The organism is Actinophytocola gossypii, assembly GCF_025165815.1.
GTDB lineage: Bacteria > Actinomycetota > Actinomycetes > Mycobacteriales > Pseudonocardiaceae > Actinophytocola > Actinophytocola gossypii.
Genome location: NZ_JAFFZE010000010.1, coordinates 271,130 through 297,595 on the forward strand (window position 1 = coordinate 271,130; position 26,466 = coordinate 297,595).

At 71.4% G+C, this 26,466-nt stretch carries 25 protein-coding genes and 1 pseudogene; 8 read left to right on the forward strand and 18 right to left on the reverse strand.

The window, feature by feature from the left end; all coding sequences use genetic code 11:
* Nucleotides 1–5 precede the first annotated feature (5 nt).
* The 3 genes from JT362_RS12475 (at nt 6) to JT362_RS12485 (ending at nt 2,941) form a co-directional block, all read left to right on the forward strand.
* Nucleotides 6–1,004, forward strand: coding sequence for a TIGR03842 family LLM class F420-dependent oxidoreductase (locus JT362_RS12475; RefSeq protein ID WP_260191295.1), 999 nt, complete (start codon nt 6–8; stop codon nt 1,002–1,004).
* Nucleotides 1,005–1,104: 100 nt separating this feature from the next.
* Nucleotides 1,105–2,310 (forward strand): ornithine--oxo-acid transaminase, encoded by a 1,206-nt coding sequence (gene rocD, locus JT362_RS12480; protein WP_260191296.1) that lies wholly within the window; start codon nt 1,105–1,107, stop codon nt 2,308–2,310.
* 7 nt (nt 2,311–2,317) lie between these two features.
* Nucleotides 2,318–2,941 carry a response regulator transcription factor gene (locus tag JT362_RS12485; RefSeq protein ID WP_260191297.1) on the forward strand — a complete coding sequence of 208 codons (624 nt, stop codon included), beginning with the start codon at nt 2,318–2,320 and terminating at the stop codon, nt 2,939–2,941.
* A gap of 7 nt (nt 2,942–2,948) precedes the next feature.
* Here JT362_RS12485 and JT362_RS12490 read toward each other — a convergent pair whose 3' ends face one another.
* Nucleotides 2,949–4,619: a sensor histidine kinase gene (locus JT362_RS12490; protein ID WP_260191298.1), complete on the reverse strand. Its 1,671-nt coding sequence runs from the start codon at nt 4,617–4,619 to the stop codon at nt 2,949–2,951.
* Between the two features lie 101 nt (nt 4,620–4,720).
* On the opposite strand from JT362_RS12490, the gene JT362_RS12495 reads away from it, so the two are divergent.
* Nucleotides 4,721–6,640 carry a serine hydrolase domain-containing protein gene (locus JT362_RS12495; protein ID WP_260191299.1) on the forward strand — a complete coding sequence of 640 codons (1,920 nt, stop codon included), beginning with the start codon at nt 4,721–4,723 and terminating at the stop codon, nt 6,638–6,640.
* 7 nt (nt 6,641–6,647) lie between these two features.
* Here JT362_RS12495 and JT362_RS12500 read toward each other — a convergent pair whose 3' ends face one another.
* Entirely contained in the window at nt 6,648–8,273 is a 1,626-nt protein-coding gene (locus JT362_RS12500) for an ABC-F family ATP-binding cassette domain-containing protein (RefSeq protein ID WP_260191300.1), read from the reverse strand.
* A 140-nt stretch (nt 8,274–8,413) separates the two neighbouring features.
* On the opposite strand from JT362_RS12500, the gene JT362_RS12505 reads away from it, so the two are divergent.
* Nucleotides 8,414–8,578: a hypothetical protein gene (locus tag JT362_RS12505; RefSeq protein WP_260191301.1), complete on the forward strand. Its 165-nt coding sequence runs from the start codon at nt 8,414–8,416 to the stop codon at nt 8,576–8,578.
* 21 nt (nt 8,579–8,599) lie between these two features.
* Nucleotides 8,600–9,343: a pyrimidine reductase family protein gene (locus JT362_RS12510; protein ID WP_260191302.1), complete on the forward strand. Its 744-nt coding sequence runs from the start codon at nt 8,600–8,602 to the stop codon at nt 9,341–9,343.
* Here JT362_RS12510 and JT362_RS12515 read toward each other — a convergent pair.
* A complete protein-coding gene (locus JT362_RS12515; protein ID WP_260191303.1) occupies nt 9,336–10,397 on the reverse strand; it encodes an ATP-dependent DNA ligase in 1,062 nt (353 codons plus the stop codon). The genes JT362_RS12510 and JT362_RS12515 overlap by 8 nt on opposite strands.
* 194 nt (nt 10,398–10,591) lie before the next feature.
* Here JT362_RS12515 and JT362_RS12520 point away from each other — a divergent pair, with 194 nt between their 5' ends.
* Entirely contained in the window at nt 10,592–12,133 is a 1,542-nt protein-coding gene (locus tag JT362_RS12520; RefSeq protein WP_260191304.1) for an alpha/beta hydrolase, read from the forward strand.
* Here the strand turns inward: JT362_RS12520 and JT362_RS12525 are convergent, their stop codons facing one another.
* The 5 genes from JT362_RS12525 to JT362_RS12545 all read right to left on the reverse strand — a co-directional run bounded on the left by JT362_RS12525 (nt 12,134) and on the right by JT362_RS12545 (nt 15,101).
* Complete coding sequence (locus JT362_RS12525; protein WP_260191305.1) at nt 12,134–12,901, reverse strand: hypothetical protein; 768 nt, start codon at nt 12,899–12,901, stop codon at nt 12,134–12,136.
* A gap of 43 nt (nt 12,902–12,944) precedes the next feature.
* A complete protein-coding gene (locus tag JT362_RS12530) occupies nt 12,945–13,142 on the reverse strand; it encodes a DUF8847 domain-containing protein (RefSeq protein WP_260191306.1) in 198 nt (65 codons plus the stop codon).
* Between the two features lie 135 nt (nt 13,143–13,277).
* Entirely contained in the window at nt 13,278–14,279 is a 1,002-nt protein-coding gene (locus JT362_RS12535; protein ID WP_260191307.1) for a sodium:calcium antiporter, read from the reverse strand.
* 60 nt (nt 14,280–14,339) lie between these two features.
* Nucleotides 14,340–14,765 (reverse strand): peptide-methionine (R)-S-oxide reductase MsrB, encoded by a 426-nt coding sequence (msrB, locus tag JT362_RS12540; RefSeq protein ID WP_260191308.1) that lies wholly within the window; start codon nt 14,763–14,765, stop codon nt 14,340–14,342.
* A 9-nt stretch (nt 14,766–14,774) separates the two neighbouring features.
* On the reverse strand, nt 14,775–15,101 hold the full coding sequence (locus tag JT362_RS12545) for a hypothetical protein (RefSeq protein ID WP_260191309.1): 327 nt from the start codon (nt 15,099–15,101) through the stop codon (nt 14,775–14,777).
* Nucleotides 15,102–15,169: 68 nt separating this feature from the next.
* Between JT362_RS12545 and ligD the strand changes: the two genes are divergently transcribed.
* The gene (ligD, locus tag JT362_RS12550; protein ID WP_260191310.1) at nt 15,170–16,213 is read left to right on the forward strand and encodes a non-homologous end-joining DNA ligase; all 1,044 of its coding nucleotides are present in this window, start codon (nt 15,170–15,172) and stop codon (nt 16,211–16,213) included.
* Between the two features lie 159 nt (nt 16,214–16,372).
* Here ligD and JT362_RS12555 read toward each other — a convergent pair whose 3' ends face one another.
* The 10 genes and pseudogenes from JT362_RS12555 to JT362_RS12600 all read right to left on the reverse strand — a co-directional run bounded on the left by JT362_RS12555 (nt 16,373) and on the right by JT362_RS12600 (nt 26,389).
* Nucleotides 16,373–17,152, reverse strand: coding sequence for an ATP-binding protein (locus JT362_RS12555; RefSeq protein ID WP_311202696.1), 780 nt, complete (start codon nt 17,150–17,152; stop codon nt 16,373–16,375).
* Nucleotides 17,149–18,823: pseudogene (gene istA, locus JT362_RS12560) on the reverse strand (IS21 family transposase). The gene JT362_RS12555 and the pseudogene istA overlap by 4 nt, the downstream one beginning before the upstream one ends.
* Before the next feature lie 421 nt (nt 18,824–19,244).
* Nucleotides 19,245–20,078 carry an alpha/beta fold hydrolase gene (locus JT362_RS12565; protein WP_134130470.1) on the reverse strand — a complete coding sequence of 278 codons (834 nt, stop codon included), beginning with the start codon at nt 20,076–20,078 and terminating at the stop codon, nt 19,245–19,247.
* 27 nt (nt 20,079–20,105) lie between these two features.
* The gene (locus JT362_RS12570; RefSeq protein WP_260191311.1) at nt 20,106–20,528 is read right to left on the reverse strand and encodes a DoxX family protein; all 423 of its coding nucleotides are present in this window, start codon (nt 20,526–20,528) and stop codon (nt 20,106–20,108) included.
* Nucleotides 20,529–20,619: 91 nt separating this feature from the next.
* Nucleotides 20,620–21,192 carry a PadR family transcriptional regulator gene (locus JT362_RS12575; protein ID WP_260191312.1) on the reverse strand — a complete coding sequence of 191 codons (573 nt, stop codon included), beginning with the start codon at nt 21,190–21,192 and terminating at the stop codon, nt 20,620–20,622.
* 278 nt (nt 21,193–21,470) lie between these two features.
* Nucleotides 21,471–22,625: an FAD-binding oxidoreductase gene (locus JT362_RS12580; RefSeq protein WP_260191313.1), complete on the reverse strand. Its 1,155-nt coding sequence runs from the start codon at nt 22,623–22,625 to the stop codon at nt 21,471–21,473.
* Between the two features lie 88 nt (nt 22,626–22,713).
* Entirely contained in the window at nt 22,714–23,430 is a 717-nt protein-coding gene (gene yidC / locus JT362_RS12585; RefSeq protein WP_260191314.1) for a membrane protein insertase YidC, read from the reverse strand.
* A 65-nt stretch (nt 23,431–23,495) separates the two neighbouring features.
* Nucleotides 23,496–23,813 (reverse strand): DUF6412 domain-containing protein, encoded by a 318-nt coding sequence (locus JT362_RS12590; RefSeq protein ID WP_260191315.1) that lies wholly within the window; start codon nt 23,811–23,813, stop codon nt 23,496–23,498.
* A gap of 10 nt (nt 23,814–23,823) precedes the next feature.
* Complete coding sequence (locus JT362_RS12595) at nt 23,824–24,204, reverse strand: hypothetical protein (RefSeq protein ID WP_260191316.1); 381 nt, start codon at nt 24,202–24,204, stop codon at nt 23,824–23,826.
* A 58-nt stretch (nt 24,205–24,262) separates the two neighbouring features.
* Nucleotides 24,263–26,389 (reverse strand): DUF6351 family protein, encoded by a 2,127-nt coding sequence (locus tag JT362_RS12600; protein WP_260191317.1) that lies wholly within the window; start codon nt 26,387–26,389, stop codon nt 24,263–24,265.
* Between the last annotated feature and the right edge of the window lie 77 nt (nt 26,390–26,466).

Below are 26,466 nucleotides of genomic sequence, written 5' to 3' on the forward strand. Positions count from 1 at the left end.
CCACGATGGACTTCGGAGTGGTGCTGCAGACCGACCCGCCGGCGCGGGACGTCGTGCGGCTGATGACCTCGGCCGAGGAGCAGGGCTTCCGGTACGGCTGGACGTTCGACTCGTGCGTGCTGTGGCAGGAGCCGTTCGTCATCTACTCGCAGATCCTGGCGAGCACCCGGTCGATGGTGGTGGGGCCGATGGTGACGAACCCGTCCACCCGGGACTGGTCGGTCACCGCGTCGCTGTTCGCCACGCTCAACGACATGTTCGGCAACCGCACGGTGTGCGGGATCGGCCGAGGGGACTCCGCGCGCCGGGTCATCGGGCAGAAGCCGGCGTCGCTGTCGGTGCTGCGCGAGTCGATGCACGTGATCCGCGAGCTGGCCGAGGGCCGGGAGGTCGACCACCACGGGGCGCCGGTGCGGATTCCGTGGGTGCGGGACGGGCGGCTGGAGGTGTGGATGGCCGCGTACGGGCCGAAGGCGCTCCGGATGGTCGGCGAGCACGCCGACGGCTTCATCCTGCAGACGGCCGACCCCGCGATCACCCGCTGGACGATCGAGTCGGTGCGGGCGGCGGCCCGTGATGCCGGCCGTGACCCGGGCGGGATCACGATGTGCGTGGCGGCGCCCGCGTACGTCGGTGACGACCTGGCGCACCAGCGGGACCAGTTGCGCTGGTTCGGCGGGATGGTCGGCAACCACGTGGCGGACCTGGTGGCCAGGTACGGCGAGTCCGGCCCGGTGCCGCGCGAGCTGACCGACTACATCCGCGGCCGGGAGGGCTACGACTACGCCCACCACGGCAAGGCCGGGAACCCGTCGACCGACTTCGTGCCCGACGAGATCGTCGACCGGTTCTGCCTGCTCGGCCCGGCGTCGGCGCACGTCGACCGCCTCACCGAGCTGGCCGAGCTGGGTGTCGACCAGTTCGCCATCTACCTGATGCACGACGCGAAGGAGCAGACGCTGGCGGCCTACGGCAACGAGATCATCCCGAAGCTCACCGCCTGATCAACGATTCGCCGGGTCGGCGGCGGATCACGCAACGATTGCTCGGTATGCGCAATGGTTCGCGGATGAAACCGCCGCCGACTGGGCTTAACCTGTTCACATGTCGAAGACTGCCGCCGACCTCATCGCGCTCGACGAGACGTGGAGCACGCACAACTACCACCCGTTGCCGGTCGTCCTCGCCGAGGCCGACGGAGCCTGGGTGACCGACGTGGACGGCAAGCGGTACCTCGACTTCCTGGCCGGCTACTCGGCGCTCAACTTCGGCCACCGCCACCCGGCGCTGGTCGAGGCCGCGGTGGCGCAGCTGGGCCGGCTCACGCTGACCAGCCGCGCGTTCCACCACGACCAGCTGGGCCTGTTCTGCCGGGAGCTGGCCGAGCTGACCGGCACCGAGATGGTGCTGCCGATGAACTCCGGCGCCGAGGCCGTCGAGTCCGCGATCAAGGTGGCCCGCAAGTGGGCGTACCAGGTCAAGGGCGTGCCCGACGGCACGGCGGAGATCGTGGTCGCCGGCTCGAACTTCCACGGCCGCACCACGACGATCGTCTCGTTCTCCACCGACGACACCGCCCGCGCCGACTTCGGCCCGTTCACCCCGGGCTTCCAGGTCGTCAAGTACGGCGACGCCCAGGCGCTGGAGGCGGCCCTGTCGCCGCGCACGGCGGCGGTCCTGATCGAGCCGGTGCAGGGCGAGGCCGGCGTGCTGGTGCCGCCGGCCGGGTACCTGCGCGAGGTCCGCGAGCTGTGCGACGCGAACAACACCCTGCTGATCGTCGACGAGATCCAGTCCGGCCTGGCCCGCACCGGCACCCTGCTCGCCTCCGAGCACGACGGCGTCCGCGCCGACCTGTACACCCTGGGCAAGGCCCTCGGCGGCGGCATCATGCCGGTGTCCGCGGTGGTCGGCCGCCGCGACGTCCTGGGTGTGCTGCGTCCGGGTGAGCACGGCTCCACCTTCGGCGGCAACCCGCTGGCCTGCGCGGTGGGCCGCGCGGTCATCCGGCTGCTGGCGACCGGCGAGTTCCAGGAGCGGTCCCGGACGCTGGGCGCGCACCTGCACACGCGCCTGGGCGAGCTGGTCGGGCACGGGGTGGCCGAGGTCCGCGGCCGCGGTTTGTGGGCCGGCGTGGAGATCGCCCCCGGCGGGCGGACGGCCCGCGAGCTGAGCGAGACCCTGATGGCGCGCGGGGTCCTGTGCAAGGAGACCCACGACACCACCCTGCGCATCGCCCCGCCCCTGGTCATCGCCAAGGACGACCTGGACCACGGCATCGACACCATCGCCGCCGCCCTGGCCGGGTGAGGACGAGGTGACGCCCGCGGCCGGGCCGATCTCGGTGCTGCTCGCCGAGGACATGCACCTGGTGCGCGGCGCGGTGGCGGCACTGCTCGACAACGAGCCCGACCTCGACGTGGTCGCCGAGGTGTCCACCGGTGACGGTGTGCTGCCGGCCGTGCTCGCGCACCGGCCGGACGTGGTGGTCCTGGACGTCGACCTGCCCGTCATGGACGGCATCGCCGTCGCGGCCTCGCTGCGGGAGCGGGCGCCGGACTGTCGCGTGCTGGTGCTGACCGCGCTGGGCAGGCCGACCGTGCTGCGCAACGCGATGGCGGCCGGCGTCGACGGGTTCCTGGCCAAGGACGCGGCGCCCACCGAGCTGGCCCCCTCGATCCGCGCCGTCGTGGCGGGTGAGCGGGTGCTCGATCCGGCGCTCGCCGCGGCCGCGCTCAGGCTGCGGGACAACCCCCTCAGCGAGCGCGAGGTCGAGGTGCTGCGGCTCGCCGCGGACGGCGCCGACACCGCCGAGATCGCGCGCCGCCTGTACCTGAGCAGTGGCACGGTCCGCAACTACCTCGGTGCCGTGGTCACCAAGCTGGACGCCCGCAACCGCCTGGACGCGGTCCGCATCGCCGTCGAACACGACTGGCTCTGACGCGTCCTCAGGCGCTGGGCTCCACCGGCAGCCGGACGGTCAGCGCGAAGCCGTCCTCGTCGGCACGGGTGGTGAGCGCGCCCCCCGACGCGCGCACCCGCTCGGCCAGGTTCCCGATCCCCCGCCCGGCCCGGTGGCCCTCCGCGGCGACGGTCGAGTCGTTGGCCACCCGCAACCGGACCTCGTCGCCGGCCCGATCGGTGTCGATCACGCACAGCCGCGCCCGACTGTGGCGCAGCACGTTGGTCACCGCCTCCCGCAGCACCGTCGCCAGCAGACCGTCCACCCGGGACGGCAGCCGGCCGTGCCGGGTGGTCAGCCGCAGCGACGTGCCCGCGGCGGCGAGCACGTCACCGGTCGACCCAAGCTCGCGGTCCAGCGACAACGTGACGCTGTCGCCGGGGATCGCGCGCAGGTCGGCGAGCGAGCGACGGGCGATGCCGGCGATCTCGGCCGCGTCCCGCCCGGCCCGGTCCGGCAGCCGTACCGCCAGCCCGGCCTTGATCACGATCGCCGACAGGCCGTGGCCGAGCAGGTCGTGGGTGTCCCGCACGATCCGCCGCCGTTCCCGCGCGACGGCGATCTCGGCTAGCTCCCGCCGGGTCTCCCGCACCTCGTGGACGAGTCCGGTGGTCAGCGCGATCCCGTGGAAAATCACGGCCATCACCACGGTGTCCAGGCTGAGCGAGAGCACGTCGAAGGCCGCGACGCCCCGGGTGGTTAGGACCACCGGCACCGCGGCCAGCAGCGCGGCGCAGAGCGGCCACGCGATCCTGCCGGGCAGCTGGATCAGCAGCGCGCCCGCGGCGAGACCGACGAGCTGCGGGTACGGCGTGCCGGGTTGGACCAACGGGAGACACGCCAGCACGACCTGCACGGGCAGCGTCCACGCGACCAGCGCGGCCCTGGCCGGCGGGGTCCTCGGCAGGGAGTGGTGCAGTTGCAGGGCGACGACCGCGGTCAACAGGAGCAGGTCGCCGGCGAACCATGCGGCCGGCGGGTGCGACCGTTGGACGAACAGCGTCGCCACCACCAGGTAGGACAGGTGCACGACGACCAGGATCGGCAGCATCATCCTCGGGGTCAGGTCCGTCGGCACCGCTCCCGTCGGCCGGGCGAGGTCCTGGCGCACCCGCTCCGCGGCCTGACGGGCGAGCGTCGCGACGCGCCCGAGGTCGCCGCGCTCGGCCTGCCGGATGATCTCCGCGAGCGCGCTGCCGACGGTCGCCTCGAGCTCCTGGGACACCTCGGCCCGCTCGGTCGCCACGGACCGGGCCGCCAGCTCGCCCCTGGTCGCGTGCAACTCGGCGCGCACCTCGTCGAGCCTGGTCAGCGCGAAGATCACCAGCCCCTGCGAGATCGTGTTGCCCACGGCGTTCGCACAGTCGTAGAGGCTCGTCGTGGTGCTGAGGCCGGCGGCGAGCACGACGGCGGCGAACAGCGCCCAGCGCAGCCGGCGGTCCGGCACGATCAGCAGCACCGAGCCGGACAGGAATCCCGGCAGCGCGGCCCACGGGAACAGCGCGGCCTGCGCGGCCAACGTCCACCACCCCCGCAGGCGCCGTGTCCTGGGCAGACAGTGGAGCACCTGGAGCGCGAAGGTCAGCGCGGTCGCCCAGTCCGGCGACGACAGTCCCGGACCGACCGCGAACGCGACCAGCACGAGGACGACCAGCACGGGTGTCCACTGTAGCCAGCTGTCCGGTTCGTGCGTTGCGCACATCGGACTCGGGCGCCAGGCACTGTCGGGCACGGTGCCGGGATCGACAGGCTGGCGGCATGTACCGAAACGCTGTGGCGCTCGCGCTCGCCGCGATGCTGCTCGCCGCGCCGGCCGCCGCCGCGCAGCCCGCACCGGCTCCGCCGGCCGACCTCGAACGGCGGCTGGACGACCTGGTCGGCGGGCAGTTGACCGACGACCACATCCCGGGTGCGGTGGTGACGGTGGTCGCGGACGGCCGGGTCGTGCTGTCCAAGGGGTACGGGCTCGCCGACGTCCACGACGGGACGCCGATGGACCCGGTGCGAACCACCCTGCTCGGCGCCTCGGAGGCGAAGGTGCTGACCGCGATCGCCGCCGCGCAGCTGATCGCGTCCGGCCGGATCGACCCGGACGCGGACGTCAACCGGTACCTGACCGACTTCACGATCGAGGACACCTTCCCCGGCCGGCCGGTCACCATGAACCACCTGCTCACCCACACGGCGGGCTTCGACCAGGACTTCGTCGGGCTGAACAGCACCGGCTCGGAGGGCATCGAGGCACTCGGCCGCAGCCTCGCCGACAAGCAGCCGATCCGGGTGCGCCCACCCGGCGAGGCGATGGCCTACGACAACTACGGCGCCGCGCTCGCGGGCCACCTCGTCGAGGTGGTATCCGGGCAACCGTTCGACCGGTACGTCGCCGACCACGTCCTGCGCCCGCTCGGCATGGACAGCACCACCTTCACCCAGCCGACGCCGACCGCGCTCGCGGCCCGCCTGGCCACCGGGCACCGGCCGGCCGGCACGGGCCAGGACGTCGCGTCGGGGCAGTACGGCCCCTGGACCCCGACCGGGGGCGGCACCGTGATCAACGCGGCGGACCTGGGTGCGCTCATGCTGGCCCTGCTCGGCGACGATCCCCGCCTCGGCGACGGCGTCGCGCGGCTGGTCAAGCGGCAGCACTTCACGCAGGACCCGAGGGTGCCGGGCATCGGGTACCTGCTGGTCGAGGGCAGCCATGGCGACGAACGGGTGCTGAGCAAGGACGGTGACCTGCCCGGGTTCCACCACGACCTGGCGCTGCTGCCCGACCGGGGAGTCGGTGTCTACGTCGGCTTCAACGGCGACGGCGACGCGGGCGCCGCGTACTGGGACGCCAAGGTCGTACGCGCCGCGGTGCTGGACCACTTCGCCCCGCGCACACCGTCGGCCACGCCGGACCCGGCGCCCGGCGACGTCGGCCAGTACGCCGGCAGCTACCGGGCGTCCAACACCAGTGAGTACTCGCTGGCGAAGGTGACCGCGCTGACCACGCCGGTCTCGGTCGAGGAGGCGGGTGAGGGCAGGCTGCGCACCAGCGGCATCAGCGCCGACCCGGCCCAGGCGACCCAGGAGTGGGTACACGTGGGCGACGGCGAGTTCGCCGAGGTCGGCGGGTCCGAGCGGATCGTGTTCGGCCCCGACGGGATCCTCGCCGGCGGCTCCGGCCCGGAGGCGGTCGTGTACGTGCCGATCGCCTGGTACCAGAGCCCGGCGCCGCACCTGTTGCTGCTGGTGGTCGGGGTGGTCGGGCTGCTGGCCGGGTTCGTCTGGTTCCCCGTCGCCGCGCTGGTCCGCCGCCGGCGCGGGGCCGGCACGACCTGGCCGCTGCGCGTGGCGCGGGTGGTCGCCTGGCTCAACTGTGCCGTCGGCGTGGCGTTCCTCGTCGGCTTCGTGGTGCTGGTCGCGGACGGCAACGTCATGAACGAGGTGATCCTGACCGGTTCGCCGCTGCTGACCGTGCTCCCCTACCTGCCCGCCGCGATGCTCGTGACCTTCGCGGGCATGGTGGTGCTGGCCGTGGTCGGCATCGGAAAGTCCTGGTGGCGGGCCCGCGGCTGGACCGGCTACCTGGCGATGACCGTCGCCGCGGCCGCCTTCCTCGGTGTCTGCGCCTACTACGACCTACTCGCCATCGGCGACACGGTCTCACCGGGCGGCTTCCACAGCAGCTGACCATCGCTCAACGGGCGCGGTCGACGCGGCCCTCGTCCCAGATCGGATAGTCCACTTCGGACACCACACCGTCGGAGCGGAAGATCAGGTAGCGGTCGAAGGAGCGGGCGAACCAGCGGTCGTGGGTGACCGCGAGGACCGTGCCGGTGAACTCCTCCAGGGCGTCCTGGAGGGCCTCGGCCGAGGTCAGGTCGAGGTTGTCGGTCGGCTCGTCGAGCAGGAGCAGGGTGGCGCCGGACAACTCCAGTAGCAGGATCTGGAACCGGGCCTGCTGACCGCCCGACAACGTCTCGAAGCGCTGCTCGCGAGCCGGCGCCAGGCCGTACCGGGACAGGACTGCCGACGCACGGCCCTGGTCCAACCCGGCACGCTCGCCGTCGCCGTGCCAGAGGATGTCGGTCAGCGTCCGGCCGAGCCATTCCGGGTGCTGGTGGGTCTGGGCGAACAACCCGGGCACCACTCGCGCGCCCAGCCGCGCCGACCCGGTGTGCGCCACCTCGTCACCGGCCAGCAGGCGCAGGAAGTGGCTCTTGCCCGACCCGTTCGAACCCAGCACGCACACCCGGTCGGCGAAGAACACCTCGACGTCGAACGGCTTCATCAGGCCGGTCAGCTCCAGGTCCGCGCAGGTGATCGCGCGCAGGCCCGTTCGGCCACCGCGCAGCCTCGGGCGGACCCGCTGCTCGCGCGGTGGTAGCGGCGGCGCCCCGGCCTCCTCGAACTTCCGCAGCCTGGTCTGCGCCGCCTTGTACCGGGCCGCCATCGCGTCGCTGATCTTCGCGGCCTGTTGCAGTGACCGCACCAGCTCCTTGAGCTTCTCGTGCTCCTCGTCCCACCGGCGGCGCAGCTCGGCCATCCGCTCCCAGCGGGCCACCCGGGCGTCGTGCCAGGTGGTGAAGCCGCCGCCGTGTACCCAGGCGGTGCCGCCTTCCAGGGTGACGACGTGCTTCGCGGCCGAGGCGAGCAGTTCGCGGTCGTGGCTGACCAGCAGCACCGCCTTGGCGCACTCGGCGAGCCTGCGTTCCAGCCAGCGTTTGCCCGGCACGTCCAGGTAGTTGTCCGGCTCGTCGAGCAGCAGCACCTGCTCGGGGCCGGTGAGCAGCGCTTCCAGCACCAGACGCTTCTGCTCGCCGCCGGACAGGGTTCGCACCTCGCGGAACCGTGCCCGGTCGAACGGCACGCCGAGCGCGGCGACCGTCACCGTGTCCCACAGGACCTCGGCCTGGTAGCCGCCCGCCTCGCCCCACGCGTGCAGCGCGTTCGCGTACCGCAGCTGGGTCGGCTCGTCGTCGGTGTCCATCATCGCCAGTTCGGCGGCGTCCAGGCCTTCGGCGGCCGCTCGCAGCGCGGGCGGGGCGACCGCGAGGAGCAGGTCACGGACGGTGCGGTCGTCCCGCACCGAGCCGATGAACTGCGGCATCACGCCGAGCCCGCCCTGGACGGCGACGCCGCCGTCGCGCGCCGCCAGCTCACCGGCGAGGATCCGCAGCAGCGTCGTCTTGCCCGCGCCGTTCTCGCCGACGAGGGCCACGACCTGCCCCGCGCTCACCCGGAACGACACGTCACCGAACAGTCGGCGTCCGTCGTCGAGCCGGTAGCCGAGCCCGTTCGCTTCGAGGTGTCCGGTAGCCACGCCGCGATCGTCCGGGAAATCACCGATTCGTGCGACTCTGTTTTCGCCGAAGTGGTAATGGGGTGCCGGTACCGCTGTCCGGATCCGAAGCGGTACGCTGCGTAGCCTGCGAGGGCTACCTGCGACGGGAAGGGATGGGCGTGACCGACACCCCGATCTACGACCAGATTCGCCAGGAGCTCGAGTCCGGCGGGAAACGAGCCGAACGCCCCTCCGCCCGCCGGTCGAGGGCGGCCGACGAGCCGAGCCAGAGCGTGTCCGTGTGGTCCCTGGTGAACCAGCACCGCTCCGGGAAGCGCCACTGATCGGCGTGCTGTGATGTCCCCATGCACCTGCTGCGGCCCGACGAGACCCTGGACGACCGTGCACTGGAGGACCTCTACGCCTACCCGGAGACGCTGAGCCGGCCGTTCGTGCAGGTGAACTTCATCGCCAGCGCGGACGGCGCGGCGACTTCCGGCGGGAAGTCGGCCGGTCTCTCCCATCCGGCCGACAAGAAGATCTTCGCCCTGGGCCGTGACCTGGCCGACGTCGTGCTGGTCGGCGCGGGCACCGTGCTCGTGGAGGGCTACCGGGGCATCAAGCGCACCGAGGTCCGCGCCGAGCGCCGGGCCCGCCTCGGACTGGCCGAGCTGCCCCCGATCGCCGTGGTCACCGGCCGCTGCTCGATCGGACCCGAGGCGAGTGTGATCGCCGACACCCGGGTGCCGCCGATCGTGCTCACCACCGAGGCCGCGCCGGCCGCCCGCCGCGCCGACCTGACCGCCGCCGGCGCCGACGTCGTCGTGGCCGGCGCGGAGAAGGTCGACCCGCACCGCGCGCTCGACGCCCTCGCCGAGCGGGGCCTGCTGCGGGTGTGCTGCGAGGGCGGCCCCACCCTGTTCGCCGACCTGATCGCGGCCGGCCTGGTCGATCAGCTGTGCCTGACCGTCGCCCCCCTGCTCACCGGCGCCGGCGCACCTCGCATCGCCGAGGGTGTGCCCGGCCAGGAACCACTCGGCCTGGAACTGTCGTCGGTGCTGACCGAGGACGGTTTCCTGATGCTCCGCTACCGCAGGAGCCCTACGTGAGAATGTCCGCGATGTCGAAGCGGACCGGCTGCTCCAGCTGGTCGTAGGTGCACGAGCGCGGCTCGCGGTCCGGGCGCCAGCGGACGAACTGGGTGGTGTGCCGGAACCGGACGCCCTCCATGTGGTCGTAGCGCACCTCCAGCACCCGCTCCGGCCGCAGCGGCACGAACGACAGGTCCTTGCCCGCGTTCCACCGGCTGACCTCGTTCTTCCTCGGCGTCCGCTCCCCCGCCTCGTGCGCCGCCCACGCCCACGGGTGGCCGTCGAACGTGGTGACCAGCGGCTGCAGCTCGACCATCAGCTCCTTGCGGCGGGCCATCGGGAACGCGCCGACCACGCCGACCGAGGCGAGCTTGCCGGCCTCGTCGTACAGGCCGAGCAGCAGCGACCCGATCGCGTCCGGGCCGGACTTGTGCACCCGGTACCCGGCGAGCACGCAGTCCGCGGTGCGCTCGTGCTTGATCTTCCGCATGATCCGCTTGTCCGGCTGGTACGGCTCGTCCAGCTGCTTGGCGACCAGCCCGTCCAGCCCGGCGCCCTCGAACAGCTCGAACCACTCGGCCGCCTTGTCCCGGTCGGTGGTGCCCAGCGTCAGGTGCACCGGTGCCTTCGCCGGTTCGAGTGCCCGCTCCAGCGCGGCCCGGCGCTCCCCGAACGGGCGGTCGAGGTAGGACTCGTCACCGAGTGCGAGCAGGTCGAACGCGATGAAGCTGGCCGGGGTCTGCTCGGACAGCAGCGCCACCCTGCTCGCGGCCGGGTGGATGCGCTGCTGGAGCGCGTCCCAGTCCAGGCCCTTCTTCTCCGTACTGGCGATGACGATCTCGCCGTCGACAACGCACCGCGGCGGCAGGTTGGCCTTGACCGCCTCGACGACTTCGGGGAAGTACCTGGTCATCGGCCGCTCGTTGCGGCTGCCGATCTCGACCTCGTCGCCGTCACGGAAGATGATCGACCGGAACCCGTCCCACTTGGGCTCGTAGAACTGGTCGGCCGGGATCCCGGACACGGACTTGGCCAGCATCGGGGGCACGGGTGGCATCACAGGCAGCTGCACCGAGCCATTGTTACTCACAGTCCCGCCTCCCCGGGGGTTTATCTCTGTTGGTCGCGTTGGGAGTCTGTGTTCGGCCTGGTCACGCACTTGTGGCTGGGTCGCGTCGGGGCGACGGAAGATGGCTCACGGAACCCACACTCGGTATGTGCGACGCTGCGGTGTGACCGGGTGAGTTCAGGGGAGGACAGGAGCACGTGAGGCGCTGGCGCAGTCGGATCGCCGTGGTGTGCGTCCTCGCCGGCCTGGTCGCGTCGTGCACGCCCGGGCCGTCGCCGCGGCCGGAGATCGTGGTCAACGACGCCCCCGCGCCGAGCCGGGGACCCGACGAGCAGGCCACCGAGGTCCCGCCGCTCGAGGAGATGCCGCAGGACACGGAGTGGCGGCCCTGCCCGATCGAGATCCAGACCATGCTCGACGAGCAGCCGCCGCCCGAGTGGCTGGGGATCGAGTGCCAACGGCTCAACAGCGTCCTCGACTCGCCCTACGCGCCCGGTCGCGGCGTCGCCCGGGTCCAGCTGCTGCGCGCGGGTCACGGCGCGGTGCCGATCGCCGTCGTCAACGACATCGGTGGGCTGCCGGGCACGGTGTACGCGGCGCGCCTGGCCGCCACCCTGCCGCAGGAGTTCTTCGACACGTTCTCCCTGATCGGCATGGACCGGCGCGGCACGGGCGGCTCGGCGGCCGCGAACTGCCTGCCGCAGGAGGTCCGCGACGCGCTGCTCGACACCGACCCGGCCGGCCTGCCGATCGACACCTGGCTGGACAGCGCGCAGACCGCGGGCCAGCAGTGCTCCATCCAGCTGGAGGAGCAACTACCCGCGCTGGACACCTGGCGCACCGCCGCCGACCTGGACAACCTGCGTACGGCGCTCGGCCAGACGCGGCTCAACGGCATCGGGCACGGCGAGGGCTCGCGGGTGCTGTCGGTGTTCGCCGACCGCTGGCCGGATCAGGTGGGCCGGATGGTGCTCGACGGACTGCCCGACCCGACCCAGGACGCGGCGATCGCCCAGGAGGGCGTGGCGAAGGGCGCCGAGGCGGCGTTCGACGCGTTCGCCGAGGACTGTGTGAGCCGCGGCTGCGAGCTGGGCGAGGACCCGAAGCAGACGCTGCTCGAACTGCTCGGCGAGGTACGGGCGAACCCGCTGGTCGGGGTGCACGGCGAGATCACCGCCGGCACGGTGCTGCACGCGGTGCGGATCGGCCTGGCGGACCGGCGCGGGTGGCCCGCCCTGGCGACCGCGCTGGCCGACGCCGGGAACGGCGACCCGACCGGCGTGGCGGCGATCCTGGAGCCGGTGCGGTACGGCTCGCCCGTGCGGGTGCCCACGATGGACGGCACCCTGGTGACCACCTGCAACGACACCAAGACCCGGCTGTCGCCGGAGCGGATCGAGCAGCTCGGCACGGACTGGTCGGAGCGGTTCCCGCTGTTCGGGCCGCTGTCGGCGCAGCGGCTCGCGCAGTGCGGCCCGTGGACGGTGCCGAACCAGCCGTTGCCGACCCCGACGGCGAACGGCGCGCCCCCGATCGTGGTACTCGGCACCGCGGCCGACGCGGTCACCCCGCACGAGGGCGCGGAGCGGGCGGCCCAACAGCTGGACTCCGGGGTGTTCCTGTCCTGGCAGGGCAGCGGGCACGGCGCCCTCGGCTTCTCCCCCTGCGCGACCGACGCGGCCGTGGGTTTCCTCACCGAGGCCACCGTGCCCCGCGACGGGACCGTCTGCCCGCCCTGATCAGGCCGGTTCGGCCAGCCGGCGGCGCCGGACCAGTGCCACGACCGCGGCTGCCGACACCAGCACGGCGGGGATGAGCAGGCCCTGCGCGCCGATCGGGAACAGCACCATCGGGACCAGCACCGCACCGGCCAGGATCGCGAGCGGGAGGCTGCGCTCGTGCCGGGCCAGGGCGAGCAGGCCGCCCGCGACGACCACCGGCTCCAGCAGTCCCGGCCCCGCCAACGCGCCCAGCAGGACACCGGCCCCGACCACCAGGCTGACGGCACCGATCAGCGTCGCCGAGCGCCGCCCCGGCCCGAGCCGAAGTCCGGCCCACGCCGCGGCGACCGCGGCGAGTCCCAGCACCGGCAACGCGACCGACGTGATCAGCCCCGCCGGATCGTCGGTCGTCCCGGCCATCCCCGCGACGACGTACCCGAGCGGCAGGCCGACCCCACCGCACACGGCCAGGGTCACGTGGGTACGCGCCGAGCCGCCCGCCCGGCGCGCCAGGACGCCGTACCGGGCCACCGTGGCGACCAGCACCGCGGTGATCACCAACACCCACGGCCAGTCCCGCGCCGGGAACGAATGGTCGTAGAACGTCACCGACCCGAGGTGCCCCGACACGCTCTGGTCGGCGGACAGCGGCGCGTAGGCGAACCAGCCGAACGGCGAACCTGGTCGCATGTACTCCCAGCCGAGCAGGCCGAGCAGCCCGAGCCCCAGCAGCGCAAGCGGTAACCAGTACTCGTGGCGCCCCCCGACCGGGGCTCGATCGCGCATGCGGGATGTTACCGCCGCGCGTCAGACCGTGTTCAGTCCGTGTTCAGTCCTCGGCCCGCACCCGGTACTCGCAGCCGTATTCCACGGCGTAGCACAGGTCGTAGTGGTGCACGATCTTCGGACCCTCGTGCAGGTGCACGTGGGTGACGGTCGAGCGTGGCTGCTCGGGCAGCTCGGTCAGCGTGTCCACCCGACCGTCGAGCGGCCCGCCGACGTAGCGCACGACGTACGGCTCCGTCACGATGACCTCGCCTCCCTCCGGCTCGACGCGCTCCTCGTCCGATGTTTCCTGCTGTGCTGGTGGAAATCAACCATGGTCTGAACGACCCGTTCAGGACGTTGAGTGTCGCAAGAGTGTCGTTCAGGGCGGGTGCGGTCAGGCGGCGGTGAACAGGTAGGTGACCACGCCGCCGTACAGCACCAGCCAGCCGAGCAGCCACGGCACCGTGAACCGCCGGACGAACCAGATGTTGACCAGCGCCAGCGCGCCCCCGACCAGCGCGCACGCCATCGCCAACAGCGCGGCGGGCTCCAGCCGCCACGACACGAACACCATGCCGATCGCCACCGGGATCGCCGTCTGGAACACCATCGCACCGGTGATGTTGCCCAGTGCCAGGGAGTCCTTGCCCTGCCGCACCCACAGTACGCTGTTCAGCTTCTCCGGCAGCTCACTCGCCAGCGGCGCCAGCGCCAGCGCGAGCACCAGCGCGGTCACGCCGAGAGCGTGCGCCACGTGCTCCACCTCGGTGACGAACAGCTCCGCCCCGCCCACGATCAGCGCCAGGCTGACCACGACCTGCAGGACGATCTGCACGTTGCGCGGCGGGTTGTTCTTCGACGGGTCGAAGAACAACCCGGACGGGTCCTCCTCCTGGCCGGCCTCGCCGCCCCGGGTCACCGTGCGCCACACGTACACCCCGTACGCCAGCACGAACAGCACCGCGGCGACCACGTGCACGACCTTGCCGACGTCCAGCACCCCGAGCAGCAGCGCCACGGCCAGCAGCACCAGGAACACCGCCAGGTCCCGCACGGTCGACGCGCGGTGCAGCCGCAGCCGGGTGCCCTGCTCCCGCCGGCCCCGCGCCAGCACGGCCGAGGCGCCCACCACGATCATCCCCAGCGTGGCCAGCAGGAACGGCGCCCCGACGATCGCGCCGATCGCGATCTGCCCCGCCTGCTCGCCGGAGAGGATCGCGATCACCGGGATCGTCGACTCCGGCAGCGCGGTCGCCACCGCCGCCAGCACGCTGCCGACCGCGGCGTGCCCGAGACCGAGCCGCACCCCGGCCCACTCGACCGCGTTGGTGAACGTGAACGCACCCGCGAGGATCATGACGAAGCTCAGGGCGAGCAGGGCGTAGGTCCACGGCATGCGGTCAGCCGTACCCGGGTTCGGCCGGGTTGAACGTCGGTCCGGCAGGCGCGGCGGTGATCAGCTGTCGACGGGGACCAGCGTCAGCGAGATGGAGTTGATGCAGTAGCGCTGGTCGGTCGGCGTGCCGTAGCCCTCACCCTCGAACACGTGGCCGAGGTGGCTGTGGCAGTTGGCGCAGAGGACCTCGGTGCGGACCATGCCAAGGGAGCTGTCCTGGCGCAGGATCACCCGGTCCTCGGCGAGCGGGCTCCAGAAGGACGGCCAGCCGCAGTGGCTGTCGAACTTGGTGTCGCTGCGGAACAGCTCGGCGTCGCACGCCCGGCAGCGGTAGACGCCGGTCGTCTTGGTCTCGGTGTACTCGCCGGTCCAGGGGCGCTCGGTGCCGGCCTGCCGCAGGACCGCGTACTCCTCGGCGGTGAGCTGCTCGCGCCACTCCTGATCGGACTTGACCACGCGCGGGGTGGCGTGTGCGTCGGTACTCATGCCTCCACGTTAACCCGGTCCGAAGAACACCGTGAGGACGTAGACGATGGCGTCCCAGGCGGCGACGATCACGCCGAGCAGGATCAGCACGACCAGCAGGGTGGCCATGAGCCGCCGGTGCCCGCCGAGGCGGTTCGCGGAGCCGGCGAACTCGCTCATGCCCGAGATGTACCCCTCGACGGTGTAGCTGGGCCGGACCCGCTGCTGGCGCTCCAGGTGCTCGGCGAACGCCCTGGCCTCCGGGTCGTCCGGGTCGAGCCCGACCAGGTCGTCGTCGAACCGCTTGGCCAGCGGGTCCGCCGGCCTGCGGTCGTCGTCCGGGGTCTTGAGGGGCATGGCTCCACGGTAGTCGCTGAGGGTCGCGATCGGGCGGACGCGGCGGTCCGGGCGGCTAGGCTGGCGGGGTGGCCGAGGCGACGGAGATCACGGTAGACGGCAGGTCGGTGCGGGTGTCGAACCCGAGCAAGGTGTACTTCGCGGAGAAGGGCGTCACCAAGCTCGACGTGGTGCGGTACTTCCTGTCCGTCGGCGACGGGATCCTGGGTGCGCTGCGTGACCGCCCTACCACCTTGGAGCGATGGCCCGGTGGGGTGTTCGAGGGCGCGAAGCTCGCCACCCGCGCGGACCAGCGGGGCGACGCGTTCTACCAGAAGCGGGCCCCCAAGGGCGCGCCGGAGTACGTGCAGACCGCCCGCATCACGTTCCCCAGCGGCCGGCCGGCCGACGAGGTGTGCCCCACCGAGCTGGCCGTGGTGGCCTGGGCGGCGAACCTCGGCACGCTCACGTTCCACCCGTGGCCGGTGCGCCGCCCCGAGGTCGATCACCCGGACCAGCTGCGGGTCGACCTCGACCCCCAGCCGGGAACGGACTTCGCCGACGCCGTCGTGGTGGCGAACGAGCTGCGCGCCCTGCTCGACGAGCTGGGCATGACCGGCTACCCGAAGACCTCCGGTGGCCGGGGCCTGCACGTGTACGTGCCGATCGAGCCGCGCTGGACGTTCGTGGAGGCCCGGCGCGCTCTGATCGCGCTCGGTCGCGAACTCGCCCGCCGCATGCCCGACCAGGTGACCGTCGACTGGTGGAAGGAAGAACGCGGCGAGCGGATCTTCGTCGACTTCAACCAGGCCGCCCGCGATCGCACGATCGCCTGCGCGTACTCGATCCGCCCGACCCCGCGTGCCCTCGTGTCGGCTCCCCTGACCTGGGACGAACTCGGCGACGTGCACCCGGAGGACTTCGACGTGCACACCATGCCCGCCCGGTTCGAACGCGTCGGCGACCTGCACGCCGGCGTGGCGACCGAGGCGTTCTCCCTGGAACCCCTGCTGGCCCTGGTGTCCCGCGACGAACGCGACGGCCTGGGCGACCTGCCGTATCCCCCCGAGTACCCGAAGATGAAGGGTGAGCCCAAGCGCGTGCAGCCGTCCCGCGCCCGCCAGGAGGACTAGCGGTCCATTGTGGAGCCCTTGGCCTCCGGTCCGGGTGAGACGTGCTGGCTGCGGAGGTTTCGTCCGACACCGCTTGTTGGCGAGTTCTGACACCGCCGGGCACGTGTCGGTGCCGCGGATGTTGGTTTGCGTCGACACCGCTTCCGCGCCCGACGGGTGTCAGGTTGTCCGCTGCTTTGTGGCTTGGGCCAGACGGTAGGAGTCGGTGCCGGTCTCGAGGATGGTGCCGCCGAAGGTGAGTCGATCGACGATGGCTGCGCATAGCCGGGGGTCGGTGAAGGTCTTGGTCCAGCCGCCGAAGGACTCATTGGACGCGATCGCGACCGAGGCCTTCTCCTCACGCTCGGTGAGGACCTGGAAGAGGAGTTCCGCGCCGCGGCGGTCGAGTTGCATGTAGCCGAGTTCGTCGATGCACAGCAGGTCGACGCGGCCGTAGCGGGCGATGGTCTTCGCCAGCGTCATCTCGTCGGCGGCCTCGACGAGCTCGTTGGCAAGCTGGGTCGCCAGGGTGTACTTGACCCGGTAGCCGGCCATGGCGGCCTCGGTGCCGAGTGCGATCAGCAGATGGACTTGCCGGTGCCGGAGTCCCCGATCAGACACAGCGGCTGTCCCTTCTGGACCCATTCGCACTTGGCGAGGGTGTGGATCACGGCGGGATCGATGTTGGGGTTGGCGTCGAAGTCGAAGGCCCGCAGGGACTTCTCGCGGGGGAACTTTGGCGGCCTTGATCCGGCGTTCGGACCGGCGTCGGGCGCGATCGTCGCACTCGGCAAGCAATAGTTCGGCGAGGAACCCGCGGTAAGACATCTGCTCACGCCTTGCCCGGTCGGCGTAGTCGGTGAAGGAGTTGCGGATGGTGGGCATTCGCAGCATCCGGCACGCTTGGTCGATCGCGGCGTCGGCTGCTTCTTCGGTCATTCCACGGCGCTTGGTGGTCACGGTGCGGCTCCTTCGTTCGGGGTGTCACGTCGGCTGGCCAACAGCTGGTCGTACTTCTCCACGCTCGGCAGCGGCCGAGTGTCGGCCGGGATGTGGGCGCGGAGCCGGCGCTCGGTCAGCGATCGCACGGCAGGGATCTCGCCTTCTCCGCGTGCCCTGGCGCCGCTCATCAGGGACTGGTGGTCCGCTGTCGTGTCGTCGGCTCCGCCATCTGCCGTGTCGTTGTACTTGCGCGCTTCCAACGCGACAGCGTCCGCGGTGAGCGCGCCTGCACGCAGCGCCGTCGCGAGTCCGGCGACGACGTGGTCGTGTGGAAGGTGCCGGTGCAGCATCAGGACCTCGATGAGGGCACGGGTGCCGTCGGCGTCACCGTGGGCCTTGCAGGCCGCGGCCCACCAGGCGTCGTGAACGGGCGTGAACCGCCCGGATGCCCTGGCCTGCTCCAGCGCTGTCGCACCGGGTAGCGCGCCCGGTTTGCGGAGGAGGACCTCGAGATAGTGGTCCAGGTCGACCCGGGTCGAGCCCTTGGTCATGAGCCGTTCGTCGCGGGCGATCTCGGTCCTGCCGTCGAACACGACCAGGTCGCTGGCGTTCAGGAGCACCCGGGCTTGACGGCCGACCATGCGCGCGGGCACGGAGTACTTGTTCATCCGGACCGTGACCTGGGCGTACCTGTCCACGCGCGGGGTGAACCAGCGGCCGGTCTCGAACGGCTCGGTCGGAAGGGGCGCGAGGAGTGGCTGCTCGGTGGCGAAGTGTTCCCCGACCGTGCGGGCGCGGGACCCGATCCGCCGGGCATCGTCGGCTTCGTCCCAGGCGTCGACCATAGCGTTGAGCTCGTCTAGGGAGTCGACCTCGGGGATAGGGACGAGGTGGTTGCGTCACAACCAGCCGATCTGCCCCTCGACGCCGCCCTTCTCGTGCGCACCTTGGATTCCGGGCTGGCAATAGAAGGCTTCGATGCCGTAGTGGGAACGGACGGCGGTCCACCTGTCGGCCTCGACCCGCTGGCGGGAGAACCCGATCACGCTCGCGACGGCGGCCTTGAGGTTGTCGTAGCGGATCTTCCCGGTCGGCACCCCGCCGAGCACGTTGAAGGCGTGGACGTGACCCTCGAAGAAGGCTTCCTGCCCAGCCGAGGCACTGACCCTGTGCACGGCCTTGCCCGAGTAGGAGAGCCGAAGGCTGAACAGCGCGCAGGTTACGAGCTCGCCGCGCAGGCGGATGGCGACGTCGCCGAAGTCAACCTCGGCCTCGCGGCCCGGGAGGTGCTCTTGCGGGATGAACGCGTTGGCAGGTTCCCGTCCGACCTCGACGCGAATCTCACGGCGTCGGGTGGCGACGTACTCGCGGACCATCCAGTACGACACCACCCCGGCCCCGTCATGTTCGTCAAGCAGTCGATCGAAGATCCGCTTCGCCGTGTGTCGCTGCTTCCGGCGCGTCGACGTCCGAGCGCAGCCAGTCGTCGATCACCACTCGGTACGCGTCAAGCCGTGAGCCGCGTTTGGGCGGTTGCTTTCTCTCCTTCGGCCATGCAGATTCCAGCGCCGCTGTCACGGTTCGGAAGCCGACGCCGTGCTTGCGCTGCAGCGCGCGGTTGGACATCCCAGATCGGGCATCCCGTCGGATCGCCGCGTACAGGTCGACCCGGGAACGCGGCTGCGTCATCGGTGGCACTCCTGACGTGAGCACGCCGTGGGCACGACTTTCGGCACCGGGCCACCGCCCGGGAACGGTGACCGCATGCGACCAAAGCCCGGAATCACTGGCCCTACCGAGGTGCCTGGTCATGTGCTGCGCAGGGCTTCGGAGGGCGGTACTGAGTCGGCCCGGAGTGCGGGGTACGACCGACGACGGAGCCGATGAGCAGCGAGTAGGCCAGGTCGAGTCCCACTGAAGCCCAGGTCAGTACGACGGCCCGGCCTTGCGTGGTGACGAAGACGTTGGTGACGAGCACGCCCAGGATCAGGCCTGTGATGCCGCCGACGACATCAACCTCGACACCACCTGTCCGCCCCGTGTCCCTGGCGCGACGAAGATCTGCTTGCGCGGTGCCTAATCGGTCTTCCCGCAACACCTCGCGGGCCCCTCAGTGTTCGCTGCTGAAGAACCGTAGCAACAGCGGGCCGACGATCTGTGGGTCGACGACGTGATCCGGCCCCTCGAGGGTCTCCCGTTGAGCGTGGGGTAGGAGGTCTGCAAGCTCGTCGGCTGCGCGGTCGAAGAAGTCCGAGGGCAGGCCTGCCATGTAGGGGACCGTGATCGGTCCTCCGGTGGTGACCAGGACCGGTTGGGTGACCGTTGCCAGTCGATCGGCCGGCAACTGGTAGCGGTTGAGGAAGAGGCTGTCGTGGACCAGCGTGGGCGCGAGGGCGACCGAATCCGCCCAGTGCGCCGTCTGCTTGCCTGCCGCTTTCCTGGCCGCGATGTTGTCGTCGGAGGCGCCGGTCATGCGCATGAACAGTTCGAGAACCTCCTCGTCTCGCCCGGCGTCGAAGGCGCGTCGGGTGTCCGCGACGTACTCCTCGAATCGCGGGCGTATGTCGTCCCCGACCGCGTAGGGCACCTCCCACACGGCGATCGTGTCGATGGCTGACCCGGCCGCGGCGGCTTCCAGCGCCAGAGCGCCACCAGAGGACGCCCCGAACAGGTGTGCCGAGCCGCCCGCCTCCGCGATCAACGCATCCAGGTCCTCGATCTCCCTTTCCACGGCGTAGGGCTCGGTGAAGCCGCTCGCGCCCCGTCCCCGACGGGCATAGTTGTAAACCGTAAAGTGCTCGGCGAGAGCAGGTATCAAGGGAGCGTTCTCGGCTCCGTCGTCCTGTGCGCCGCCTACCAGGACGACAGCCGGGCCGCTTCCCTTCCGGTCGTAGGCGATGGTGGTGCCATCGTTTGATGTCACGCGAAAGGCCATCTCGTTCATCTCACATCTCCGTTCGAGAGGTTTGTCTCAGCGCCTGAGCAGCGTGCCGACGACGGCCTCGGTGCGCGACCACCGCGCCCTTGCGATCACGGCCGCCACGACGAGAAGGGCGAGCGGCAGCCAAGGGCTCTGCTCGAGCACGAACTGATCGGTGATGACAGCACCGGTCAGCAATGCCGCCAACCCGAGACTGGCCAGGCCCGCCAGAGCCGGGATCAGAAGTCCAACCCCTCCCGCGACCTCCAGCGCTCCGACCAGGTACCGGAGCCACTGGCCAGCCCCGATGTCGGCGAACATGTCCACCATGACCGGGTCGCCGGCGAGCTTCGAGATTCCGCCGCCGGCGATGATCGCCGCCAGCACGACATGCAGAATCCAGATTCCGATGCTGCTCGCCCGCCCGGGCGTGTGCGCAACGGTTTCCGAGCTGTTCTTGAGGATGGTGCTCATTCGGCTCTCCTTGCCGCGTCCGACCTGGCCGACTAGTCAAGTTTGGTTACTCGGCCAAAGTACACAAGGAGGAGCGTCTAGTCAAGGTTGATTAGGGGACCGTTCGCCACGAACCCGGATCATCGGCCATGGTGTAGGCGCCCTCAGCCAGTCGTTTGCTCAGGCTCTTCGCCCACTCCAGTTCGGTGCGTGCATATCCCGCCCACAGTTCGGCCTGATCGCGGACGTGTTCGGGAATGTCGGGGTTCGGGTGCTCCCGCCACTTGGCCTGCTCTACGAGCTCCGCTTCCAGGCGCGCGACCCGCTCGTTGACGTGCGCGATGGCATCTGTCCTGGTCAGCATGGGCAACATGGCGATCGACGCGTTGAGCATGGTGGGGTCATGGGTGCGCCGCAGACCGTCGCGGACCAGTTCGACTATCTCGTCACGTCCCCGAGCTGTCACCCGGTACAGAACGCGCTCCGGCCCGGAGTTGCCCGGCTCGGCGTGTTCGGTGAGGAGGCCATCAGCCGCCGCCTTCTTCAGCGCGTGATAAATCGAGCCGGGCTTGATCTTGGCCCAAATCTCCGCACGCCAGCTCTGCAGCTCGGACCGCACCTGGTAGCCATGCGCGCCGCCGGAGAGGTGCACGATACCGAGTACCAGGAGCTTCGTCGCCGACATGCGCCCACCTCCGCTCAATCTGCTCGGACTCGCTCCGCTTGCGCGCCCGCCAGGGTGGTGTCAACTCCCACCAACACTAGGGTGCCCTCCTGGTCCGGGTGGTGTCAGCACTGACCTACAAACGGTGCTGGTGGAGACCTCCAAAGCCAACGTGCAGTACCTCGTAGTCCGTGGCCTCGCTGTGGGGCGGGCCGGCGCTCAGTAGCATCGCGTACCTTCACCCTCGTCATTCAGCCCGTCCCCATGGGCTGGCTTTGTCCGGTTCAGCGCGCACCCGGTTACGCGCCCAGCCGGGCGAGTGCGGGTGTCGCGGGTGCGATGTGCTTCACCGGGCGGAAGAGGTTCTCCGGGTCGTGGGTCAGTTTCACGTTCTGGAGGCGCGCGTAGTCGGACGGCGTGTACGCGGTGGACACTCGGGTCGGGTCGGGGAGCCAGTTGAGGAACGCACCACCTGTTGCGGCCGCTGTGATCGTGGGGACCGGCGGGCCGTCGATGACCACCGAGAACGGGACGTCGCGGTGGCCGACGGGGGCCGGGTCGGCCCCGGGACGGGACATCGCTCCGCCCCAGGTGCGGAACTCCACGCCGTTGGCCTCACCGTGGACGGCCTCGATGGCGGCTTCGATCACGGCGTCGGGCAGGGCGGCCTGGTAGGTGAACTGGCGGGGCGCCATGCCACCGACCGTGCCGCTCTCCGTGTACGGGATCGTTTGCCAGGTGGTCTCGCGGGGGGTTCCGGCCACCTCGAACAGGGGGGCGAGGGCTCGGCGGGCATCCGACGCCGAGCCGGCGTACATGCCGCGGATCGCCACGGAATCCTTGGTGAGGACGATGTTCGCGGTGAGGGCGTCTGGCATTTCCGGGGCTGTCTCGCGGTAGCGGGTGAGGATGTCGGCGGCTCGGTCGAGGGAGAACTTGGCCGTTCCGGCGTGCACGGTATGCACCGGGTGCAGGCGGAATTCCAGGCTCGTCACCACGCCGAAGTTGCCGCCGCCGCCCCGGATGGCCCAGAACAGGTCGGGGTTCTGGTCGGGGGTGACCGTCCGCGACTCGCCGTCGGCGGTGACGATCTCGGCTCGCAGGACGCTGTCGGCGGCGAAGCCGAAGCGGCGGGACAGCCAGCCAAGACCACCGCCGAGGGTGTAGCCGACCACGCCGACGGTCGGGCTCGTGCCGGACAGGGGCGCGAGGCCGAACGGGGCGGCGGCGGCGATCACGTCGGCCCAGCGCGTGCCGGCACCGACCCGTGCCGTGCGGCGGTCGGGATCGACCAGCACGCCGGTCATCTCGGACGTGGTGACGACTACGGTGTCCTCGCCGGTCGGCATCGGGCCGCCGTGGCCCGTCGCGTACACGGTCAGCGGCAGGCGCCGCTCGTGCGCGGTCAGGACGGCGGTGCGGACGTCGGCTGGGGTGGTGGCGTTGACGATCATCTCGCGGGGGCCCTTCTGGTGCGGAACTCGCTGTCACCAGTGCGTCGGACACCCTCGGGGCGGATCGACACCCTCCACCAAAAAAACCTCAGGCGAGGATGTGCTGCTGTGCGAGCGACCAGACGTTGTTGACCGCGAAGTACAGCAGCACCGCGATCGGCACCGGGAAGAACGCTCCGGACGTGACGATCCCGACCGGCGCCAGGACCAGCATCGCCCGGCCGACGGTGGCGAACCGGGGGTCCGACGAGGGCTGACGACGCAGCGACGCGCGCATGGTGAGGAACGTCGCGGTCGCGGCCACCACCATCAGGACGCCACCGACGGCCAGCATCGCGGGGGTCGCGCCTTCGGCGATCCAGTCGCCGAGTGGCGCGCCGAACAGGTCCGCCCCGACGAAGTCCGCGACGGCTGCCCGGTCGAAGACCTGGTTGGACTCCGCGCCCTCGGTGAAACCACGCAGCACCCAGTAGAGGCCGAGGAACACCGGCAGTTGGATCAGCGCGGGCAGGCAGCCGGCGAACGGGCTGGTCCCGGCGTCGGCGTGCAGCTTCTGGACCTCCCTGGCGAAGCGCTGCCGGTCGCGGCCGTACCTGGCGCGCAGCTTCTCCACCTTCGGCGCGAGCTCACGCGCCCGCTGGGCGGCCCGCAGCTGGTTGATCGCCGGTTTGACCAGCAGCGCGCGGACGGTGAACACGAGGAAGACGATCGACAGGCTCCAGGCGGCGGCCGGCGGCAGGCCGGAGAACAGCGTGTGCCAGCACCAGAGGATGGCCGAGACAGGGTAAAGGACGAGGTCGAACATGCGAGCGCTCCGTGGGCCGAGGTCATCGGGGGGACAGCGGAACGGCTGCGCGAAAAAGGAACCGGTCACGCAGCCGTGCTGCGCGACCCCGGTGCTCGTGGACGGGTGCGACCGGGTGCGTCCGGGTCGCGGAGCCGCAGGAACGCGGCCGCCCACGCGGCCTCGCGCATCCGCACGGTCCGCACCAGGACGGGCGTGGCCGGCGGGGCGAGCCGGACGAACAGCGCCGCGGCGACCACGGCCACCGCGAGGCCCGCGGTCAACGCCGAGACGGCGGCGGCGAGCCCGAGCGGACCGCCGGACTGCGTGAGCAGGGCGAGGAAGCCGGGCAGGGCGACGGCCAGCACGATCCGCAGTCGGATCAGCCAGGTCTCGGTCGCCACGCCTCGGACTCTACCGAACGCGGCCGGCCCGCTCGGCCCGGCGCGCGGCGAAGTAGGCGTTCGACGACGGCCCGAACAGCAGGACCACTCCGGCGACGCTGAGCAGCGCGGCGACGAGCACGTAGACCACCGGGTTGTCGGTGAACTCCCATTCCCCGCTCAGCGGCAGCGGCAACCAGTACAGGAGTTGCACGCCGAGCAGGACGGTCACGGTGATCCGCGCCCAGTGGTGCTTCGCGGCGGCCAGCCCGACGCCGATCGCGACGACGGCGAGGCCGCTGCCCGCGGCGGTGTCGCCGGTCGAGGTGGCGGTCATCGCGTAGAGCAGGGCCGCCAGCGCGACCGCGACCACGGCGCCGACCAGCGGCCGGGGACGTGGGGTCGAGGTCATGCCGGCAGTATGCCGCCGCCCGGACGGGACCGGTCCCGTCCGGGCCGGATGCTGCCAGTCAGTACGAACGCCAGGCGTGCTCCGCGGGCCGCTCCGCCACCCCGGGCCGCGAGTGGTCGCACACGCCGTCGGGGAACGCGGTCAGCAGGCGCTCCTGCTGCTCGGTGGTGAACCGCACCGGGTAGTCGGCGAAGTCGATCGGGCGCAGCTCGCACGTCAGGGTGGTCATCGCCAGGTCGGCGCCGGCCACCAGCCGGGGGTTCGCGCCGATCGGATACAGCTGGGCGCACCGGCCGTCACCGTCGTGGGTCAGCGGCTCGGTGATCCGCTCGCCGGACGGCGGGTAGCAGCCGTCGGCCAGGTCAGCCGGCTTGTTCGCGGCGACCTTGGCCGCGCGGCCTCGGTCGGACGGGTCGGCGGCGATCGCGGTGAGCCAGCGCTCCATCGCGTCCAGCGCGTAGGCCTTGGCCTCGGCCTCCCGCGCCGGGTCCGGCGGGTTGACGATGATCACCTGGTTGTCGGCGGTGCCGTTGGCCGCCAGCAGGCGCTCGCGCAGGACGAACGACATCTCCAAGGTGTGGATGTCGGCGATCGAGCCGGAGCGGTCGAGGTAGGTGCGCTGGTCGATGATCGGCGTGGAGCGCAGGCCGAGCCCGGCGGTGTTGAGCAGGCCGCCTGCGTAGGCCGCGCGCAGCGCCTCCCGGTCGGCGGACATCCGCTCCGGCACCCGTTCGCCGTGCGCGTCGTAGCCGCCGATGCCGGCGTTGAGCCGCACGAACCGTTCGGCCGACAGCGCCCCGGACTCCAGCGCGGCCAGGCCGTACTGCACGCCGGTGTTGTCCAGTGTGGACCGAACGAACCCGGTCGCCGGGTCGCGGCCGAGCTGGTTGGCCCACTGCTCGGCGGCGCCGCACCGCACCCCGTCCTGGTTGGTGTGCTCGTCCCAGCGCTCCTGCTCGGGGATCGCGTCGGGGCAGCTGCCGGTCGCGCTGAGCCGGCTCAGGAACGAGGTCGTCCAGGACGCGCACGTGTTGCCGGTGACGTAGCCGGTGACCGCGTGCCGCTCCTCGGTGGTGAAGTCGGCGCCGGGGCCGGCGAAGAACGCGGTCAGCAGGCCGCAGTCGGCGATCGGGGTCATCACGGTCAGCGGGTCGGGGTAGGAGATGCCGGGCACGATGCCGTCGAGGATCCCCGGATAGGCGTCGGCGATCGTGTACTGCTGGATCGCGCCGCCGGAGCCGCCCCAGCCGATGGTGTGCCGGATCGGGCCGTTGACCTCGGCGAACCGCTCCTTGACCATCATCGCGGTCTCCGCCGAGACGACCGGGCCGCAGTTGGTCTCCAGCACGTTCAGCGTCGACGAGGCCACGCCGTAGCCGCGGGACAGGAACAGGTCCTCCAGCACGCCGCCGGTGGCCACGCCCTGGTGCCGGCCGCCGTTGCAGCCGCCGCCGAAGGTGTAGACGAGCCTGCCGTTCCACGCCGTCCCGTCGTCCTGGTCGGTCGGCGACGGGTCGCCGCCGTCGTACAGGACGGCGGTCTCGTACACCGCGCGGTTGATCGTGCCGATCTCGACCCGCACGACGTAGGGGCGCTCCCGACCGTCGACGGTCACCGTGGCGACGTCGTCCGGCGGGTGGTCCGGGTCGTCGAGCCGCGGGAACGCGCCGTCGGTGGTGCGGTAGCGGTAGGACACCTCGGTCTCCGCCGCGCAGTCCGGCTGCTCGGCCGGCTCGAGACCGAACGCGGCGGTCTCGCAGTAGAACGGCGTCTGCTGCTCGCCGGAGAAGACCGGCCCGGAGCGGTCGTGGTTGGTGACGGTCAGCGCCGTGTGCCGCATCCCGGACGTCGCGGTGATCGTGTTGCGGCCCTCGTCCAGGCCGGTGACCAGGCCGAGCAGCGAGCCGTCCGGCTGCTCGACGAAGCGCTCGGTGACGTCCTCGCCGTTGCTGTGCACCGCCAGCGGCTCGCCGGCGTCGAGGTTGGTGACCCGGACCAGCACGTCCCCACCGCTGACGAGGTCGGGGTCTGGGTTGGACACCGTCGAGAGGCGCAGCGCGTCCGCCGGATCGCCGGAGGACGCGCTGATCGCACCGGTGAGGCCGATGGTGACGACCGCGGTGGCGAGCAGCGCCCACGCGACCCGGCGCGCGGGTGGTCCGGCCGGACGACGGGATTCGAGCACGACGGCGATCCTCCCATCCGGGTCCGAAGGGATCGAGCAGCGGCGTGGCGTACCGACCGGACCGTTCCGGGTCCGTA